This window comes from Citrobacter werkmanii, assembly GCF_008693645.1.
GTDB lineage: Bacteria > Pseudomonadota > Gammaproteobacteria > Enterobacterales > Enterobacteriaceae > Citrobacter > Citrobacter werkmanii.
The window spans coordinates 175,736-193,640 of record NZ_CP044101.1 but is presented as its reverse complement, the minus strand read 5'-3'; the positions used below and the strand labels follow the sequence as shown (position 1 = coordinate 193,640).

Here is a 17,905-nt window from a genome sequence, read left to right as displayed (position 1 = left end):
GGCATCATGGCTTCAGAAAATATGACGCCGCAGGATTACATAGGACACCATCTGAATAACCTTCAGTTGGACCTACGTACATTCTCGCTGGTGGATCCGCACAACCCCCCAGCCACCTTCTGGACGCTCAATATTGACTCCATTTTCTTCTCGGTGGTTCTGGGTCTGTTGTTCCTGTTAATGTTCCGTAGCGTTGCCAAAAAGGCGACCAGCGGCGTACCAGGTAAATTTCAGACCGCGATTGAGCTGGTAATTGGCTTTGTGCATGGCAGCGTGAAAGACATGTACCATGGCAAAAGCAAGCTGATTGCTCCGCTGGCCCTGACGATTTTCGTCTGGGTATTCCTGATGAACTTTATGGATTTGCTGCCTATCGACCTGCTGCCGTACATCGGTGAGCATATCTTTGGCCTGCCGGCTCTGCGTGTGGTTCCGTCCGCTGACGTGAACATCACCCTGTCGATGGCGCTGGGCGTATTTATCCTCATTCTGTTCTACAGCATCAAAATGAAAGGCATCGGTGGCTTCGCGAAAGAGTTGACGCTGCAGCCGTTCAATCACTGGGCGTTCATCCCTATCAACTTAATCCTTGAAGGGGTAAGCCTGCTGTCCAAACCAATCTCTCTTGGTCTGCGACTGTTCGGTAACATGTACGCTGGTGAGCTGATTTTCATTCTGATTGCTGGTCTGTTGCCGTGGTGGTCACAGTGGATTCTGAATGTGCCGTGGGCCATTTTCCACATACTGATTATCACGCTGCAAGCCTTCATATTTATGGTTCTGACGATTGTCTATCTGTCGATGGCATCTGAAGAGCATTAATTTACCAACACTACTACGTTTTAACTGAAACAAACTGGAGACTGTCATGGAAAACCTGAATATGGATCTGCTGTACATTGCTGCCGCTGTGATGATGGGTCTGGCGGCAATCGGTGCTGCGATCGGTATCGGCATCCTCGGGGGTAAATTCCTGGAAGGCGCAGCGCGTCAACCGGATCTGATTCCTCTGCTGCGTACTCAGTTCTTTATCGTTATGGGTCTGGTGGATGCAATCCCAATGATCGCTGTAGGTCTGGGTCTGTACGTGATGTTTGCTGTCGCGTAGTAAGCGTTGCTTGAATTAAGAGCAATATCAGAACGTTAACTAGATAGAGGCATTGTGCTGTGAATCTTAACGCAACAATCCTCGGCCAGGCCATCGCGTTTGTCCTGTTCGTTCTGTTCTGCATGAAGTACGTATGGCCGCCGTTAATGGCTGCCATCGAAAAACGTCAAAAAGAAATTGCTGACGGCCTTGCTTCTGCAGAACGAGCACATAAGGATCTTGACCTTGCAAAGGCCAGCGCGACCGACCAGCTGAAAAAAGCGAAGGCGGAAGCTCAGGTAATCATCGAGCAGGCGAACAAACGTCGTGCTCAGATCCTGGACGAAGCTAAAACTGAAGCAGAGCAGGAACGTACTAAAATCGTGGCACAGGCGCAGGCGGAAATTGAAGCCGAGCGTAAACGTGCTCGCGAAGAGCTGCGTAAGCAAGTTGCTATCCTGGCTGTTGCTGGCGCCGAGAAGATCATCGAACGTTCCGTGGATGAAGCTGCTAATAGCGACATCGTGGACAAACTTGTCGCTGAACTGTAAGGAGGGAGGGGCTGATGTCTGAATTTATTACGGTAGCTCGCCCCTACGCCAAAGCAGCTTTTGACTTTGCCGTTGAGCACCAAAGCGTAGACCGTTGGCAGGATATGCTGACTTTCGCCGCTGAGGTGACGAAAAACGAACAAATGGCAGAGCTTCTCTCTGGCGCATTGGCGCCAGAAACGCTCGCTGAGTCGTTTATCGCCGTGTGCGGTGAGCAGCTGGACGAAAGCGGCCAAAACCTGATTAGGGTAATGGCTGAAAATAACCGTCTGAATGCGCTCCCGGATGTTCTTGAGCAGTTTATTCATCTGCGTGCAGCCAGTGAGGCTATCTCTGAGGTAGAAGTCACTTCTGCCAATGCACTGAGTGATGAACAGCTTACGAAGATTAGTGCAGCGATGGAAAAACGTCTGTCACGCAAAGTTAAGCTGAATTGCAAAATCGATAAGTCTGTAATGGCAGGCGTAATCATCCGAGCGGGTGATATGGTCATTGATGGCAGCGTACGCGGCCGTCTTGAGCGCCTTGCAGACGTCTTGCAGTCTTAAGGGGACTGGAGCATGCAACTGAATTCCACCGAAATCAGCGAACTGATCAAGCAGCGCATTGCTCAGTTCAATGTTGTGAGCGAAGCTCACAACGAAGGTACTATTGTTTCTGTAAGTGACGGTGTTATCCGCATTCACGGCCTGGCCGATTGTATGCAGGGTGAGATGATTTCCCTGCCGGGTAACCGTTACGCTATCGCACTGAACCTGGAGCGCGACTCTGTAGGTGCTGTTGTGATGGGTCCATACGCCGACCTCGCCGAAGGCATGAAGGTTAAGTGTACGGGTCGTATTCTGGAAGTTCCGGTTGGCCGTGGCCTGCTGGGTCGTGTGGTGAACACTCTGGGTTCCCCGATTGACGGTAAAGGTCCGGTTGATAACGATGGCTTCTCGCCAATCGAAGTTATCGCACCGGGCGTAATCGAACGTCAGTCCGTCGACCAGCCAGTGCAGACCGGTTATAAATCTGTTGATGCCATGATCCCAATCGGACGTGGCCAGCGTGAGCTGATCATCGGTGACCGTCAGACCGGTAAAACCGCGATGGCTATCGATGCCATCATCAACCAGCGTGACTCCGGCATCAAATGTGTGTACGTGGCTATCGGCCAGAAAGCGTCCACCATTTCTAACGTGGTTCGTAAACTGGAAGAACACGGCGCACTGTCCAACACCATCGTTGTGGTGGCGACCGCGTCTGAATCTGCTGCACTGCAATATCTGGCGCCATATGCCGGTTGCGCAATGGGCGAATACTTCCGTGACCGCGGTGAAGATGCACTGATCGTTTACGATGACCTGTCTAAACAGGCTGTTGCTTACCGTCAGGTTTCCCTGCTGCTCCGTCGTCCGCCAGGACGTGAAGCATTCCCGGGCGACGTATTTTACCTCCACTCCCGTCTGCTGGAACGCGCATCCCGCGTTAACGCGGAATATGTTGAGAAGTTCACCAATGGTGAAGTTAAAGGTAAAACCGGCTCCCTGACCGCTCTGCCGATTATCGAAACCCAGGCGGGTGACGTTTCTGCGTTCGTTCCGACCAACGTAATTTCTATTACCGATGGTCAGATCTTCCTGGAAACCAACCTGTTCAACTCCGGTATTCGTCCGGCAGTTAACCCGGGTATCTCCGTATCTCGTGTAGGTGGCGCAGCGCAGACCAAGATCATCAAGAAACTGTCCGGTGGTATTCGTACCGCGCTGGCGCAGTATCGTGAACTGGCCGCGTTTTCTCAGTTCGCTTCCGACCTGGATGAAGCTACGCGTAAGCAGCTGAGCCACGGTCAGAAAGTAACTGAACTGCTGAAGCAGAAACAGTATGCGCCAATGTCTGTTGCACAGCAGGGTGTGGTGCTGTTTGCGGCTGAACGCGGTTACCTCGAAGATGTGGAACTGGCGAAAATCGGTAGCTTCGAAGCCGCTCTGCTGGCTTACGTCGACCGTGACCACGCTCCGCTGATGCAAGAGATCAACCAGTCCGGTGGCTATAACGATGAAATCGAAGGCAAGCTGAAAGCTATCCTCGATTCCTTCAAGGCAACCCAGTCCTGGTAACGTCTGGCGGTCTGTCTTAGGACGGACCGCAAGGCATTGAGGAGAAGCTCATGGCCGGCGCAAAAGAGATACGTAGTAAGATCGCAAGCGTCCAGAACACGCAGAAGATCACTAAAGCGATGGAGATGGTCGCCGCTTCCAAAATGCGTAAATCGCAGGATCGCATGGCGGCCAGCCGTCCTTATGCAGAGACCATGCGCAAAGTGATTGGTCACCTTGCGAATGGTAATCTGGAATATAAGCACCCTTACCTGGAAGAACGCGACGTTAAACGCGTGGGCTACCTGGTGGTGTCGACCGACCGTGGTCTGTGCGGTGGCTTGAACATTAACCTGTTCAAAAAGCTGCTGGCGGATATGAAAACATGGTCCGATAAAGGCGTTCAGTGCGATATCGCAATGATCGGCTCTAAGGGCGTGTCTTTCTTTAATTCCGTTGGCGGTAATGTGATTGCTCAGGTAACCGGCATGGGGGATAACCCTTCCCTGTCCGAACTGATCGGTCCGGTTAAAGTGATGCTGCAGGCCTACGACGAAGGTCGTCTGGACAAACTGTACGTTGTCAGCAACAAATTTATTAACACCATGTCTCAGACGCCAACCATCACCCAACTGTTGCCTTTGCCGGCATCAGATGATGATGAATTGAAGCGTAAATCCTGGGATTACCTGTATGAGCCAGACCCGAAAGCGCTGCTGGATACCCTGCTGCGTCGTTATGTCGAGTCTCAGGTTTATCAGGGCGTGGTGGAAAACCTGGCCAGCGAGCAGGCCGCACGTATGGTGGCGATGAAAGCCGCGACCGACAATGGCGGCAGCCTGATTAAAGAGCTGCAGTTGGTATACAACAAAGCTCGTCAGGCCAGCATTACTCAGGAACTCACCGAGATCGTCGGTGGTGCATCCGCGGTATAACCAGGTTAATTCGTAGAGGATTCAAGATGGCTACTGGAAAAATTGTCCAGGTAATCGGCGCCGTGGTTGACGTCGAATTCCCTCAGGATGCCGTACCGCGCGTGTACGATGCTCTTGAGGTTATGAATGGTAAAGAGAGCCTGGTGCTGGAAGTTCAGCAGCAGCTCGGCGGCGGTATCGTACGTACCATCGCCATGGGTTCTTCCGACGGTCTGCGTCGTGGTCTGGAAGTTAAAGACCTTGAGCACCCGATCGAAGTCCCGGTAGGTAAAGCAACCCTGGGTCGTATCATGAACGTCCTGGGTCACCCGATCGACATGAAAGGCGATATCGGTGAAGAAGAGCGTTGGGCTATCCACCGCGCAGCGCCTACCTATGAAGAACTGTCCAGTTCTCAGGAACTGCTGGAAACCGGCATCAAAGTTATCGACCTGATGTGTCCATTCGCGAAGGGCGGTAAAGTTGGTCTGTTCGGTGGTGCGGGTGTAGGTAAAACCGTAAACATGATGGAGCTGATCCGTAACATCGCGATCGAACACTCCGGTTACTCAGTGTTTGCGGGCGTTGGTGAACGTACTCGTGAGGGTAACGACTTCTACCACGAAATGACCGACTCCAACGTTCTGGACAAAGTATCCCTGGTATATGGCCAGATGAACGAGCCGCCGGGAAACCGTCTGCGCGTTGCTCTGACCGGTCTGACCATGGCTGAGAAGTTCCGTGACGAAGGTCGTGACGTTCTGCTGTTCGTTGATAACATCTACCGTTACACCCTGGCCGGTACTGAAGTATCTGCACTGCTGGGTCGTATGCCATCAGCGGTAGGCTACCAGCCGACCCTTGCGGAAGAGATGGGTGTTCTACAGGAACGTATCACCTCTACCAAAACCGGTTCTATCACCTCCGTTCAGGCGGTATACGTACCTGCGGATGACTTGACTGACCCATCCCCAGCAACCACCTTTGCTCACCTGGATGCAACCGTGGTACTGAGCCGTCAGATCGCATCCCTGGGTATCTACCCGGCCGTTGACCCACTGGATTCCACCAGCCGTCAGCTGGATCCGCTGGTTGTTGGTCAGGAACACTACGACACCGCGCGTGGCGTACAGTCCCTGCTGCAGCGTTATCAGGAACTGAAAGACATCATCGCCATCCTGGGTATGGATGAACTGTCTGAAGAAGATAAACTGGTGGTAGCACGTGCGCGTAAGATCCAGCGCTTCCTGTCCCAGCCGTTCTTCGTTGCGGAAGTATTCACCGGTTCTCCAGGTAAATACGTTTCCCTGAAAGACACCATCCGTGGCTTTAAAGGCATCATGGAAGGTGAATACGACCACCTGCCAGAGCAGGCGTTCTACATGGTTGGTTCCATCGAAGAAGCTGTGGAAAAAGCCAAAAAACTTTAACGCCTTAATCGGAGGGTGATATGGCAATGACTTACCACCTGGACGTAGTCAGCGCGGAGCAACAAATGTTCTCTGGTCTGGTCGAAAAAATCCAGGTAACGGGTAGTGAAGGTGAACTGGGTATTTTCCCGGGTCACGCTCCGCTGCTCACCGCCATTAAGCCTGGTATGATCCGCATCGTTAAACAGTTCGGTCATGAAGAGTTTATCTACCTGTCCGGCGGCATTCTCGAAGTGCAGCCTGGCAGCGTGACCGTACTGGCTGACACCGCGATTCGCGGACAGGATCTCGATGAAGCGAGAGCCCTGGAAGCGAAGCGTAAGGCTGAAGAGCATATCAAGAGCTCTCATGGTGACGTGGATTACGCTCAGGCATCTGCGGAACTGGCCAAAGCGATCGCGAAACTACGCGTTATCGAGTTGACCAAAAAAGCGATGTAACACCGGCTTGAAAAACACAAGGCCAGTCTGGTTTCCAGGCTGGCTTTTTTTTCGCGTTGTTTCAGGAAAAATGGAAATAAAAAGCAGTTTTATTATTTCGTGATTTAGATCAAAAAAATATTGATTGCTTAAAAATTGAGGCGTAGACTCTTTTTTTGTGATGTATGTCACATAATGAACTCAGATAAAAAAGAGATACCAACATGAAATTGATCAACAAAATCATCGCCCTGTTCAGCAATATGAGTTTTTAGTCTTCCCTGCCTGCTCTGTGGCGCGATGCGTAATGCAGTTTATCAGCTAGCGCCATTTGTTAAATTCCCCCCCCTCCTGCTCTTTTCTTCCACATCGTATTGTCGTGTTTGCCTTTTCTGCTTACCACTGAATTGCATGCCTAAAATCATACCTTCGCTAATGTCATTCTTTATTTATGCGGCAAAAAAATAGCAAAAACATCCACCTAAGGCTTTAATAAGAGCAGACTGCTGGTTTTGGGGAGACAAAACACGTAGATATAGACGAAAATAGACAGTTATCAGATGGGGAATTTCCCCGATTGAACGTTTTATCTTCGGTCCATTTCACGATGAAAAAAATGTAGTATTTTCAATGTGAAACGGTATAAATTCGTTCTCAAATTACAGTCAGGACGTGTATGTTGAATAATGCTATGAGCGTCGTGATCCTTGCCGCAGGCAAAGGCACGCGTATGTATTCCGATCTCCCTAAAGTGCTGCATACCCTCGCAGGAAAACCGATGGTGCAGCATGTCATTGATGCCGCTAATGAATTAGGCGCGACTCACGTACATCTGGTCTACGGACACGGTGGTGATTTGCTTAAGCAGACGCTGAAAGATGGCAACCTGAACTGGGTACTGCAGGCCGAGCAGTTGGGTACCGGTCATGCAATGCAACAGGCGGCACCATTCTTTAGTGATGACGAAGACATTTTAATGCTCTATGGCGATGTGCCGCTGATCTCCACCGAAACACTACGTCGCCTGCGTGATGCTAAACCGCAGGGTGGAATCGGCTTGTTAACGGTAAACCTGGACGACCCATCGGGTTATGGGCGAATTACGCGTGATAACGGTAAAGTCACAGGCATTGTTGAACATAAGGATGCCACTGACGAGCAGCGTCAAATCCAGGAAATCAACACCGGCATCCTGATTGCCAACGGCGCAGACCTGAAGCGCTGGCTGTCCAAACTGACCAACAACAACGTGCAGGGTGAATACTACATCACCGATATCATTGCGATGGCATATCAGGAAGGGCGCGAAATTGCTGCGGTACATCCGGCACGAATCAGTGAAACGGAAGGGGTGAACAACCGTCTTCAGCTCTCTCGTCTGGAGCGTGTTTATCAGTCCGAGCAGGCAGAAAAACTGCTGCTGGCGGGCGTGATGCTGCGCGATCCGGCACGTTTTGATCTTCGCGGTACGCTTATTCACGGGCGCGATGTCGAAATTGATACTAACGTTATCATTGAAGGTAACGTAACCGTTGGGGATCGCGTCAAGATTGGCGCTGGCTGCATCATCAAAAACAGCGTGATTGGTGATGGTTGTGAGCTAAGTCCGTACAGCGTGGTGGAAGATGCGCATCTGGAAGCAGCATGCACCATCGGTCCTTTCGCGCGTCTGCGCCCGGGTGCAGAGCTGCAGGAAGGCGCACACGTGGGTAACTTCGTCGAAATGAAAAAAGCGCGTCTGGGTAAAGGCTCTAAAGCGGGTCACCTGACCTATCTGGGCGATGCGGAAATTGGCGATAACGTAAACATCGGCGCCGGTACGATCACCTGCAACTACGATGGCGCGAATAAATTTAAAACCATTATTGGCGATGATGTGTTTGTCGGTTCCGATACTCAGCTGGTGGCACCTGTCACCGTGGGTAAAGGCGCCACCATCGCGGCGGGGACGACCGTAACTCGCGATGTTGCCGATAACGAACTGGTATTAAGCCGTGTGCCTCAGGTCCATAAACAAGGCTGGCAGCGCCCGGTGAAGAAAAAGTAATTCAGTTTTTGCCGGATGGTGGCCTGCGTGCGGTGACGTTCTGTAGGCCTGATAAGCGTGAGCGCCATCAGGCAGACCAGAGACGAGGGGATAACATAATCCTCCGCTCAACAAGCAGTACCATAAAAATAACCCCACTCTCTACAAGGCTCGGGGCGCCCGGAATACGGGTATTACCCAAAGTATTTCGCGCTGTAGCAAGGCGGCAAGCTTGGGAATCTACGGGAGCTTACTAAAGTAAGTGACCGTAGTGAGCAAGCGTAGCCAACGTAGCTACGGAGTGAAAGACGAAGGGGAAACAGGTCAGCGACAACGACAGGCACAATGCCTAAATTCGGAATCAAAAAATATGTGTGGAATTGTTGGCGCTATCGCGCAGCGTGATGTAGCTGAAATCCTTCTCGAAGGTTTACGTCGTCTGGAATATCGTGGTTATGACTCTGCTGGTCTGGCCGTTGTCGATGCTGAAGGCAATATGACTCGCCTGCGTCGTCTGGGTAAAGTGCAGATGCTAACTGCTGCAGCGGAAGAACATCCGCTGCATGGCGGTACCGGTATCGCTCATACCCGTTGGGCGACCCACGGAGAACCTTCAGAAGCGAACGCGCATCCCCATGTTTCTGAACACATTGTCGTGGTGCATAACGGCATCATTGAAAACCATGAACCGCTGCGTGAACTGCTGAAAACGCGTGGTTACACCTTTGTTTCTGAAACCGATACCGAAGTGATTGCTCACCTGGTGCACTGGGAGCTGGAACAGGGTGGGACGCTGCGTGAAGCCGTACTGCGTACTATTCCGCAACTGCGCGGTGCCTACGGGACGGTGATCATGGATACCCGTAGCCCGGAAACGCTGCTGGCGGCTCGTTCTGGTAGCCCGCTGGTGATTGGTCTGGGTATGGGTGAAAACTTTATTGCTTCCGATCAGCTGGCGCTGCTGCCGGTAACCCGTCGCTTTATCTTCCTGGAAGAGGGTGACATCGCGGAAGTGACCCGTCGTTCGGTCTCTATTTTCGACAAGTCTGGCGCGGAAGTGAAACGTCAGGATATCGAATCGAATCTGCAATATGACGCGGGCGAAAAAGGTATTTATCGCCACTACATGCAGAAAGAGATCTACGAACAACCGAATGCGATTAAAAATACGCTGACCGGGCGCATTAGCCACGGTGAAGTGGATTTAAGCGAGCTGGGTTCGCGTGCTAATGAGCTGCTGTCTCAGGTTGAGCATATCCAGATTATCGCCTGTGGCACGTCATACAACTCCGGTATGGTGTCCCGCTACTGGTTTGAGTCGCTGGCCGGTATTCCTTGTGATGTCGAAATCGCTTCTGAATTCCGCTATCGCAAATCTGCCGTGCGTCGTAACAGCCTGATGATCACCCTTTCCCAGTCTGGTGAAACGGCGGATACCCTGGCGGGTCTGCGTTTGTCTAAAGAGCTGGGCTATCTGGGCTCGCTGGCTATCTGTAACGTACCGGGGTCCTCTCTGGTGCGTGAATCCGACCTGGCGATGATGACCAATGCCGGTACCGAAATCGGTGTGGCCTCCACGAAAGCCTTTACCACTCAGTTGACCGTTCTGCTGATGCTGGTGGCGAAGCTGTCTCGTCTGAAAGGTCTGGATGCGTCTATTGAGCAAGAGATCGTTCATGGTCTGCAGGCGCTGCCGAGCCGTATTGAGCAGATGCTCTCCCAGGACAAACGCATTGCCGCTCTGGCGGAAGGTTTCTCTGATAAGCACCATGCGCTATTCCTGGGCCGTGGCGATCAGTATCCGATTGCGCTGGAAGGCGCGCTGAAGCTGAAAGAGATCTCTTATATTCACGCTGAAGCTTATGCCGCAGGCGAACTGAAGCACGGTCCGCTGGCGCTGATCGATGCCGATATGCCGGTTATCGTGGTCGCACCGAACAACGAACTGCTGGAAAAACTGAAATCCAACATTGAAGAAGTTCGGGCCCGCGGCGGTCAGCTGTACGTCTTTGCCGATCAGGATGCTGGCTTTACCAGTAGCGAAAACATGCACATCATCGAGATGCCGCATGTGGAAGAGGTGATTGCACCGATCTTCTACACCGTTCCGCTGCAGCTGCTGGCGTATCACGTGGCGCTGATTAAAGGTACCGACGTGGACCAGCCGCGTAACCTGGCGAAGTCGGTTACCGTGGAATAAGCCGAACCCCGCTGAACTGAAAATGCCCTGCTTAAAGCGGGGCATTTTTTTAAGCTTGTTCTGTTTTTAATCAATTATCCCGCCTGTTTTATGTGACAAACCGTCATCTTCAGCTACTGTTTTCAGTGTCATAAAAAGAAAATTTTGCCGAAATATGATTGTCACATAATCGATTAACCTTTTGTTTTTATACTGTTTTTAATTGTTCCTGGCGCATTATTTTTCATTGTCATAAAACTGTCATATTTCGTACATTTAACTGTCACCTGTTTGTCCTATTTTGCTCACAGTAGCAACTCAAACAACAATTTACGAAAACCGTGCAGGAGACATTATGAAAGTTATGCGTACCACTGTCGCAACTGTTGTCGCCGCGACCTTATCCATGAGCGCGTTCTCTGCCTTTGCCGCAGCGAGCCTGACAGGTGCAGGTGCAACTTTTCCTGCGCCAGTGTATGCCAAATGGGCAGATACCTATCAGAAAGAGACTGGTAGCAAAGTAAACTACCAGGGTATCGGCTCCTCCGGTGGTGTAAAACAAATCACTGCGAATACCGTTGATTTCGGTGCCTCAGATGCGCCGCTGTCTGACGAAAAACTCAATCAAGAAGGCTTGTTCCAGTTCCCGACCGTGATCGGCGGTGTGGTGCTGGCGGTGAATATCCCTGGCCTGAAATCCGGCGAGCTGGTGCTTGACGGTAAAACGCTGGGCGACATCTACCTGGGTAAAATTAAGAAGTGGGATGATGAAGCCATCACCAAACTGAACCCAGGTCTGAAACTGCCTTCGCAGAACATCGCCGTTGTGCGTCGTGCTGACGGTTCCGGTACTTCCTTCGTCTTCACCAGCTACCTGGCAAAAGTGAACGAAGAGTGGAAATCTAAAATTGGTTCCGGTTCTACCGTTAACTGGCCGACCGGTCTGGGCGGTAAAGGTAACGACGGTATCGCCGCATTCGTCCAACGTCTGCCTGGTTCAATCGGCTACGTTGAGTACGCTTACGCTAAGCAGAACAATCTGGCGTACACCAGGCTGGTCTCTGCTGATGGCAAACCGGTAAGCCCGACCGAAGAGAACTTTGCTAACGCCGCGAAAGGCGCTGACTGGAGCAAAACCTTCGCTCAGGATCTAACCAACCAGAAAGGTGACGATGCGTGGCCAATCACTTCCACCACCTTCATCCTGGTGCATAAAGAGCAGAAGAAACCTGAGCAGGGCGCTGAAGTGCTGAAGTTCTTCGACTGGGCGTACAAAAATGGCGGCAAACAGGCTAATGACCTGGATTATGCCAGCCTGCCGGACAGCGTGGTTGAGCAGGTTCGTGCTGCATGGAAAACCAACGTGAAAGACAGCAGCGGTAAAGCGCTGTACTAATAGAATATCTTTGACGAATTGGCGGATGGCGCTACGCTTATCCGCCCTACGGTTTCTACCGTAGGCCCTGAGTGTAGGCCGGATAAGCGTAGCGCTATCCGGAATGGGCAACTTAGTAAACGCGTTTAACTTAAAGAGTGATTTATGGCTGCAACAAAGCCTGCTTTTAACCCACCGGGTAAAAAGGGTGACATGATATTCAGCGCGCTGGTAAAACTGGCTGCGCTGATTGTGCTATTGATGTTGGGTGGCATCATTGTCTCTCTGGTTATCTCCTCCTGGCCAAGCATTCAGAAATTTGGTTTCTCCTTCCTGTGGACTAAAGAATGGGATGCGCCAAACGATATCTACGGTGCATTAGTCCCGATTTACGGTACGCTGGTCACCTCGCTTATCGCACTGCTGATTGCCGTTCCGGTGAGTTTCGGCATTGCTTTGTTCCTGACTGAACTTGCGCCCGGCTGGCTGCGTCGCCCGCTGGGTATCGCTATTGAGCTGCTGGCGGCAATTCCAAGTATCGTGTACGGCATGTGGGGCCTGTTTATCTTTGCTCCGTTGTTTGCGACTTATTTCCAGGAACCGGTCGGTAACATCCTTTCCAACATTCCGTTTGTTGGCGCGTTGTTTGCTGGTCCGGCGTTTGGTATTGGGATTCTGGCTGCGGGCGTGATCCTCGCCATTATGATTATTCCTTACATTGCGGCGGTTATGCGCGATGTGTTCGAACAAACGCCGGTGCTGATGAAAGAGTCAGCCTACGGCATCGGTTGTACCACGTGGGAAGTTATCTGGCGCATCGTCCTCCCGTTCACCAAAAATGGCGTGATCGGCGGCGTGATGTTGGGTCTGGGTCGCGCACTTGGCGAGACCATGGCGGTGACCTTTATCATCGGTAACACCTATCAGCTCGACAGTGCATCGCTGTATATGCCGGGCAACAGTATTACCTCTGCGTTGGCGAATGAATTTGCCGAAGCGGAATCAGGTCTGCACGTTGCCGCGTTGATGGAGTTGGGCCTGATTCTGTTTGTGATCACCTTCATCGTTCTGGCTGCGTCTAAGTTCATGATCATGCGCCTTGCGAAGAACGAGGGGGCACGCTAATGGCTACGCTTGAAATGCAAAACACCACTGCGCTTGCGGAATCCCGCCGTAAAATGCAGGCGCGTCGCCGCCTGAAGAACCGTATCGCCCTGACGCTCTCTATGGCGACCATGGCGTTCGGTCTGTTCTGGCTTATCTGGATCCTGATGTCCACGATTACCCGTGGTATCGACGGTATGTCGCTGGCGCTGTTCACCGAAATGACGCCGCCGCCGAATACAGCTGGTGGTGGTCTGGCGAACGCTCTGGCCGGTAGCGGACTGTTGATCCTGTGGGCGACCGTGTTTGGTACCCCGCTGGGTATTATGGCGGGCATCTACCTGGCTGAGTACGGACGTAAGTCCTGGTTGGCTGAGGTCATCCGTTTTATCAATGACATCCTGCTTTCTGCGCCATCAATCGTGGTCGGCCTGTTCGTTTACACCATTGTGGTAGCAAAAATGGAGCACTTCTCCGGCTGGGCGGGCGTTATCGCGCTGGCGCTGCTGCAGGTGCCCATTGTGATTCGTACCACGGAGAACATGCTCAAACTGGTGCCGGACAGCCTGCGTGAAGCTGCCTATGCGCTGGGTACGCCGAAGTGGAAGATGATTTCTGCGATCACCCTGAAGGCATCTGTCTCGGGCATTATTACAGGTGTCCTGCTGGCTATTGCGCGTATTGCCGGTGAAACGGCTCCGCTGCTGTTTACATCGCTCTCGAATCAGTTCTGGAGCACCGACATGATGCAGCCTATCGCCAACCTGCCGGTCACTATCTTTAAGTTTGCGATGAGCCCGTTTGCTGAGTGGCAGCAACTGGCCTGGGCTGGGGTACTGATTATTACCCTGTGCGTACTGCTGCTGAACATTCTGGCGCGCGTCATTTTCGCGAAGAAGAAACACGGTTAATTTTACGGCGTGGCTGATGTGGCGCCGGATGAGGAATAGATTGAAATGAGTATGGTTGATACTGCCCCGGGTAAGATTCAGGTTCGTGATTTGAACTTCTACTATGGCAAATTCCATGCCCTGAAGAACATCAACCTGGATATTGCTAAAAACCAGGTTACGGCGTTTATCGGGCCGTCAGGCTGTGGTAAATCGACGCTGCTTCGTACGTTCAACAAAATGTTTGAGCTGTACCCGGAACAGCGTGCGGAAGGTGAAATCCTGCTGGATGGCGACAATATTCTCACCAATACCCAGGATATCGCGCTACTGCGTGCCAAAGTGGGGATGGTATTCCAGAAGCCGACGCCGTTCCCGATGTCCATCTACGACAACATCGCGTTTGGCGTACGTCTGTTTGAGAAACTCTCTCGTGCGGATATGGACGAGCGTGTGCAGTGGGCATTGACTAAGGCCGCATTGTGGAACGAAACCAAAGATAAATTACACCAGAGTGGGTACTCTCTCTCTGGTGGTCAGCAGCAGCGTCTGTGCATTGCGCGTGGCATCGCCATTCGCCCGGAAGTGCTTCTGCTGGATGAGCCATGTTCAGCGCTCGACCCGATCTCTACCGGGCGTATCGAAGAGCTGATCACCGAGCTGAAAGAGGATTACACCGTTGTTATCGTGACCCACAACATGCAGCAGGCGGCACGTTGTTCCGATCACACGGCATTTATGTACCTGGGCGAGTTGATTGAGTTCAGCAACACGGACGATCTGTTCACCAAGCCCGCGAAGAAACAAACTGAAGACTACATCACCGGTCGTTACGGCTGATTCAGGAGCTTGTTGTGGATAACCTTAACCTAAATAAACATATTTCCGGCCAGTTCAACGCAGAGCTTGAAAGCATCCGTACCCAGGTAATGACCATGGGCGGCATGGTGGAGCAGCAGCTTTCTGATGCGATTACCGCCATGCATAACCAGGACAGCGAGCTGGCGAAGCGCGTCATTGAAGGCGATAAGAACGTCAACATGATGGAAGTGGCGATCGACGAAGCCTGCGTGCGTATCATTGCCAAACGTCAGCCGACCGCCAGCGACCTGCGCCTGGTGATGGCGATTATCAAAACCATCGCTGAGCTGGAGCGTATTGGCGACGTGGCGGACAAAATTTGTCGCACCGCGCTGGAGAAATTCTCGCATCAGCATCAGCCGCTGCTGGTCAGCCTGGAATCACTGGGCCGCCACACTGTGCAGATGCTGCATGACGTGCTGGATGCGTTTGCGCGTATGGATCTGGACGAAGCGGTACGTATTTATCGTGAAGATAAGAAAGTTGACCAGGAATATGAAGGCATCGTGCGTCAGCTGATGACCTATATGATGGAAGACCCGCGTACTATCCCAAGCGTGCTTACCGCGCTGTTTTGCGCCCGTTCCATCGAGCGTATCGGTGACCGTTGCCAGAATATCTGCGAATACATTTTCTACTTCGTGAAGGGACAAGATTTCCGTCATGTAGGTGGTGATGAGCTGGATAAGCTGCTGGCGGGGAAAGATCCGAAAGAGTAATAAAAACGTAGAAAATAGGCCGGATGAGCGTCAGCGCCATCCGGCATTTCAGTTAACGCGTAATATTCCATCCGCGCGCTTTCCACAATTCCGGCAACTGGGCCAAATCGGTAAAAGTCGTCACTTTTGGATGATCGATCGGTTTGTTGTGCGGATCGGCGCAGAAATAGAATACTTCCATTCCCGCCGCAATCCCCGCCTGCGCGCCAGCACTGGAATCATCGACCAGAATGCAGTTCTCAACGTTGACGTCCATCGCTGTTGCCGCATGAAACATCAGGTCCGGATCGGGCTTCCAGCGTTGGATATCGTAACCGCTGAACAATAAATCAGGAAAATGGTGCAACATGCCCAGCTTACCCAGCGAATGCTGCATTTTACTGACCGGACCGTTAGAGACTACGCACATGGGCACTGTCATACTGTCCAGTAGCGCATTAGCGCCAGCGATCACCTCCAGTTCCGTATCGAACAGACGTGCGACCTCAGCGCGGTAAACCGGTTCTAAATCAGCTCTTGCCAGTTCGACACCGTGCTCTTCGTTGATAATGTCGATGATCTCGTACAGCTTTACCCCTTTGAAGCGTTTAAAAATTTCTTCAAGATCGAGCGTAATGCCGAACGCCTGGAACATGCTGACATACGCGCGAGAACAAATCACTTCACTGTCGACAAGGGTACCGTCACAGTCAAAAAATACGGCTTCTATCTGGGACATGTCATTTCCATTTTAACAAGTTTAACGTTTTCGTAATGCATTATTGGGCCACGCAATCGTTGCCGTATAAGCAAAATCAATGAAAAAAGTTGCTCATAACCCAACCCTATTGTCGCATTTTGGTATAGGATAGCGACGAATTTTCCCTCCTTGTTCGGAAATTGATAATGAGTCAACAACACACAACCCAGGCTTCTGGCCAGGGGATGCTGGAACGCGTGTTCAAACTGCGCGAACATGGCACGACGGCACGGACCGAAGTGATCGCCGGTTTAACGACCTTCCTGACGATGGTGTATATCGTTTTTGTTAACCCGCAAATTCTTGGCGTAGCTGGCATGGATACCAGCGCCGTCTTTGTTACCACCTGTCTTATTGCTGCTTTTGGTAGCATCCTGATGGGCCTGTTTGCCAACCTGCCGGTCGCCCTTGCGCCTGCTATGGGCCTGAACGCATTCTTTGCTTTCGTGGTCGTCGGCGCGATGGGCCTCTCCTGGCAGATTGGTATGGGCGCTATCTTCTGGGGCGCGGTAGGTTTGCTGCTGCTGACAATTTTCCGCGTACGTTATTGGATGATTGCAAATATCCCGGTTAGCCTGCGCGTGGGGATCACCAGCGGTATTGGTCTGTTCATCGGCATGATGGGGCTGAAAAACGCTGGTGTTATCGTGGCGAACAAAGACACGCTGGTGTCCATCGGCAACCTGACGTCTCACAGCGTGCTGCTCGGTATTCTGGGCTTCTTTATCATCGCGATTCTGGCGTCACGCAACATTCATGCGGCGGTGCTGATCTCCATCATTGTGACCACGTTACTGGGCTGGATGCTGGGCGATGTGCATTACAACGGTATCGTCTCTGCGCCACCGAGCGTGATGTCCGTTATTGGCCATGTCGATCTGGCCGGTTCGTTTAATATTGGCCTGGCGGGGGTGATTTTCTCATTCATGCTGGTCAACCTGTTCGACTCCTCCGGTACGCTGATTGGCGTTACGGATAAAGCCGGTCTGGCGGATGCGAAGGGCAAGTTCCCGCGTATGAAGCAGGCGTTGTATGTAGATAGCGTGTCATCTGTTACCGGCGCGTTTATCGGTACTTCTTCCGTTACCGCGTATATTGAATCTTCTTCCGGGGTTTCTGTCGGCGGACGTACCGGTCTGACAGCCGTGGTCGTTGGCCTGCTGTTCCTGCTGGTTATCTTCCTGTCGCCGCTGGCGGGAATGGTGCCGGGCTATGCCGCGGCCGGTGCGCTGATTTACGTCGGTGTGCTGATGACATCAAGCCTGTCGCGCGTGAAGTGGGATGACCTGACAGAAGCGGTTCCGGCGTTTATTACCGCCGTGATGATGCCGTTTAGCTTCTCGATTACCGAAGGTATCGCGCTGGGCTTTATTTCCTACTGCGTGATGAAAATCGGGACCGGACGTTTGCGCGATCTCAGCCCGTGCGTCATCGTTGTCGCGCTGCTGTTTGTACTGAAGATTGTGTTTATCGACGCGCACTGATCGCTGTTTATTTGGTTTTAGAAAGACAAGCCCGGCAAATCGCCGG

17 protein-coding genes are annotated in these 17,905 nt (G+C 52.0%); 16 read left to right on the top strand and 1 reads right to left on the bottom strand.

Translation table 11 applies throughout. The features are described from left to right. Positions 1-6: 6 nt before the first annotated feature. From atpB to phoU, 15 genes are all read left to right on the top strand, one after another. Positions 7-822, top strand: coding sequence for a F0F1 ATP synthase subunit A (gene atpB, locus FOB24_RS01610; protein WP_006687768.1), 816 nt, complete (start codon positions 7-9; stop codon positions 820-822). Between the two features lie 46 nt (positions 823-868). Further along, complete coding sequence (gene atpE, locus FOB24_RS01605; protein WP_003023794.1) at positions 869-1,108, top strand: F0F1 ATP synthase subunit C; 240 nt, start codon at positions 869-871, stop codon at positions 1,106-1,108. Between the two features lie 59 nt (positions 1,109-1,167). After that, positions 1,168-1,638 (top strand): F0F1 ATP synthase subunit B, encoded by a 471-nt coding sequence (atpF, locus tag FOB24_RS01600; protein WP_003023796.1) that lies wholly within the window; start codon positions 1,168-1,170, stop codon positions 1,636-1,638. 14 nt (positions 1,639-1,652) lie between these two features. Further along, positions 1,653-2,186, top strand: coding sequence for a F0F1 ATP synthase subunit delta (gene atpH, locus FOB24_RS01595; RefSeq protein ID WP_006687767.1), 534 nt, complete (start codon positions 1,653-1,655; stop codon positions 2,184-2,186). A gap of 12 nt (positions 2,187-2,198) precedes the next feature. Next, complete coding sequence (gene atpA / locus FOB24_RS01590) at positions 2,199-3,740, top strand: F0F1 ATP synthase subunit alpha (RefSeq protein ID WP_003023802.1); 1,542 nt, start codon at positions 2,199-2,201, stop codon at positions 3,738-3,740. Between the two features lie 50 nt (positions 3,741-3,790). Further along, positions 3,791-4,654 carry a F0F1 ATP synthase subunit gamma gene (atpG, locus tag FOB24_RS01585; RefSeq protein ID WP_006687765.1) on the top strand — a complete coding sequence of 288 codons (864 nt, stop codon included), beginning with the start codon at positions 3,791-3,793 and terminating at the stop codon, positions 4,652-4,654. A 26-nt stretch (positions 4,655-4,680) separates the two neighbouring features. Further along, positions 4,681-6,063, top strand: coding sequence for a F0F1 ATP synthase subunit beta (gene atpD / locus FOB24_RS01580; protein WP_006687764.1), 1,383 nt, complete (start codon positions 4,681-4,683; stop codon positions 6,061-6,063). A 20-nt stretch (positions 6,064-6,083) separates the two neighbouring features. After that, complete coding sequence (locus FOB24_RS01575; RefSeq protein WP_003023809.1) at positions 6,084-6,503, top strand: F0F1 ATP synthase subunit epsilon; 420 nt, start codon at positions 6,084-6,086, stop codon at positions 6,501-6,503. A gap of 655 nt (positions 6,504-7,158) precedes the next feature. After that, on the top strand, positions 7,159-8,529 hold the full coding sequence (gene glmU / locus FOB24_RS01570) for a bifunctional UDP-N-acetylglucosamine diphosphorylase/glucosamine-1-phosphate N-acetyltransferase GlmU (protein ID WP_038635769.1): 1,371 nt from the start codon (positions 7,159-7,161) through the stop codon (positions 8,527-8,529). A gap of 349 nt (positions 8,530-8,878) precedes the next feature. Next, positions 8,879-10,708, top strand: coding sequence for a glutamine--fructose-6-phosphate transaminase (isomerizing) (gene glmS, locus FOB24_RS01565; protein WP_038635767.1), 1,830 nt, complete (start codon positions 8,879-8,881; stop codon positions 10,706-10,708). A 334-nt stretch (positions 10,709-11,042) separates the two neighbouring features. Further along, positions 11,043-12,083, top strand: coding sequence for a phosphate ABC transporter substrate-binding protein PstS (gene pstS / locus FOB24_RS01560; RefSeq protein ID WP_038635764.1), 1,041 nt, complete (start codon positions 11,043-11,045; stop codon positions 12,081-12,083). A 144-nt stretch (positions 12,084-12,227) separates the two neighbouring features. Beyond that, positions 12,228-13,187, top strand: a complete 960-nt coding sequence (gene pstC, locus FOB24_RS01555; protein ID WP_038635761.1) for a phosphate ABC transporter permease PstC — start codon at positions 12,228-12,230, stop codon at positions 13,185-13,187. Further along, on the top strand, positions 13,187-14,077 hold the full coding sequence (pstA, locus tag FOB24_RS01550; RefSeq protein WP_003827037.1) for a phosphate ABC transporter permease PstA: 891 nt from the start codon (positions 13,187-13,189) through the stop codon (positions 14,075-14,077). The genes pstC and pstA overlap by 1 nt, the downstream gene beginning before the upstream one ends. 45 nt (positions 14,078-14,122) lie before the next feature. Beyond that, on the top strand, positions 14,123-14,896 hold the full coding sequence (gene pstB / locus FOB24_RS01545; RefSeq protein ID WP_003023821.1) for a phosphate ABC transporter ATP-binding protein PstB: 774 nt from the start codon (positions 14,123-14,125) through the stop codon (positions 14,894-14,896). Between the two features lie 14 nt (positions 14,897-14,910). Then, complete coding sequence (phoU, locus tag FOB24_RS01540) at positions 14,911-15,636, top strand: phosphate signaling complex protein PhoU (RefSeq protein WP_038635754.1); 726 nt, start codon at positions 14,911-14,913, stop codon at positions 15,634-15,636. Positions 15,637-15,688: 52 nt separating this feature from the next. On the opposite strand, the gene yieH is transcribed toward phoU, so the two are convergent. Then, positions 15,689-16,354 carry a 6-phosphogluconate phosphatase gene (gene yieH, locus FOB24_RS01535; protein WP_038635752.1) on the bottom strand — a complete coding sequence of 222 codons (666 nt, stop codon included), beginning with the start codon at positions 16,352-16,354 and terminating at the stop codon, positions 15,689-15,691. A gap of 167 nt (positions 16,355-16,521) precedes the next feature. Between yieH and adeP the strand changes: the two genes are divergently transcribed. Next, positions 16,522-17,859: an adenine permease AdeP gene (gene adeP / locus FOB24_RS01530; protein WP_006687753.1), complete on the top strand. Its 1,338-nt coding sequence runs from the start codon at positions 16,522-16,524 to the stop codon at positions 17,857-17,859. The last annotated feature ends 46 nt before the right edge of the window (positions 17,860-17,905 follow it).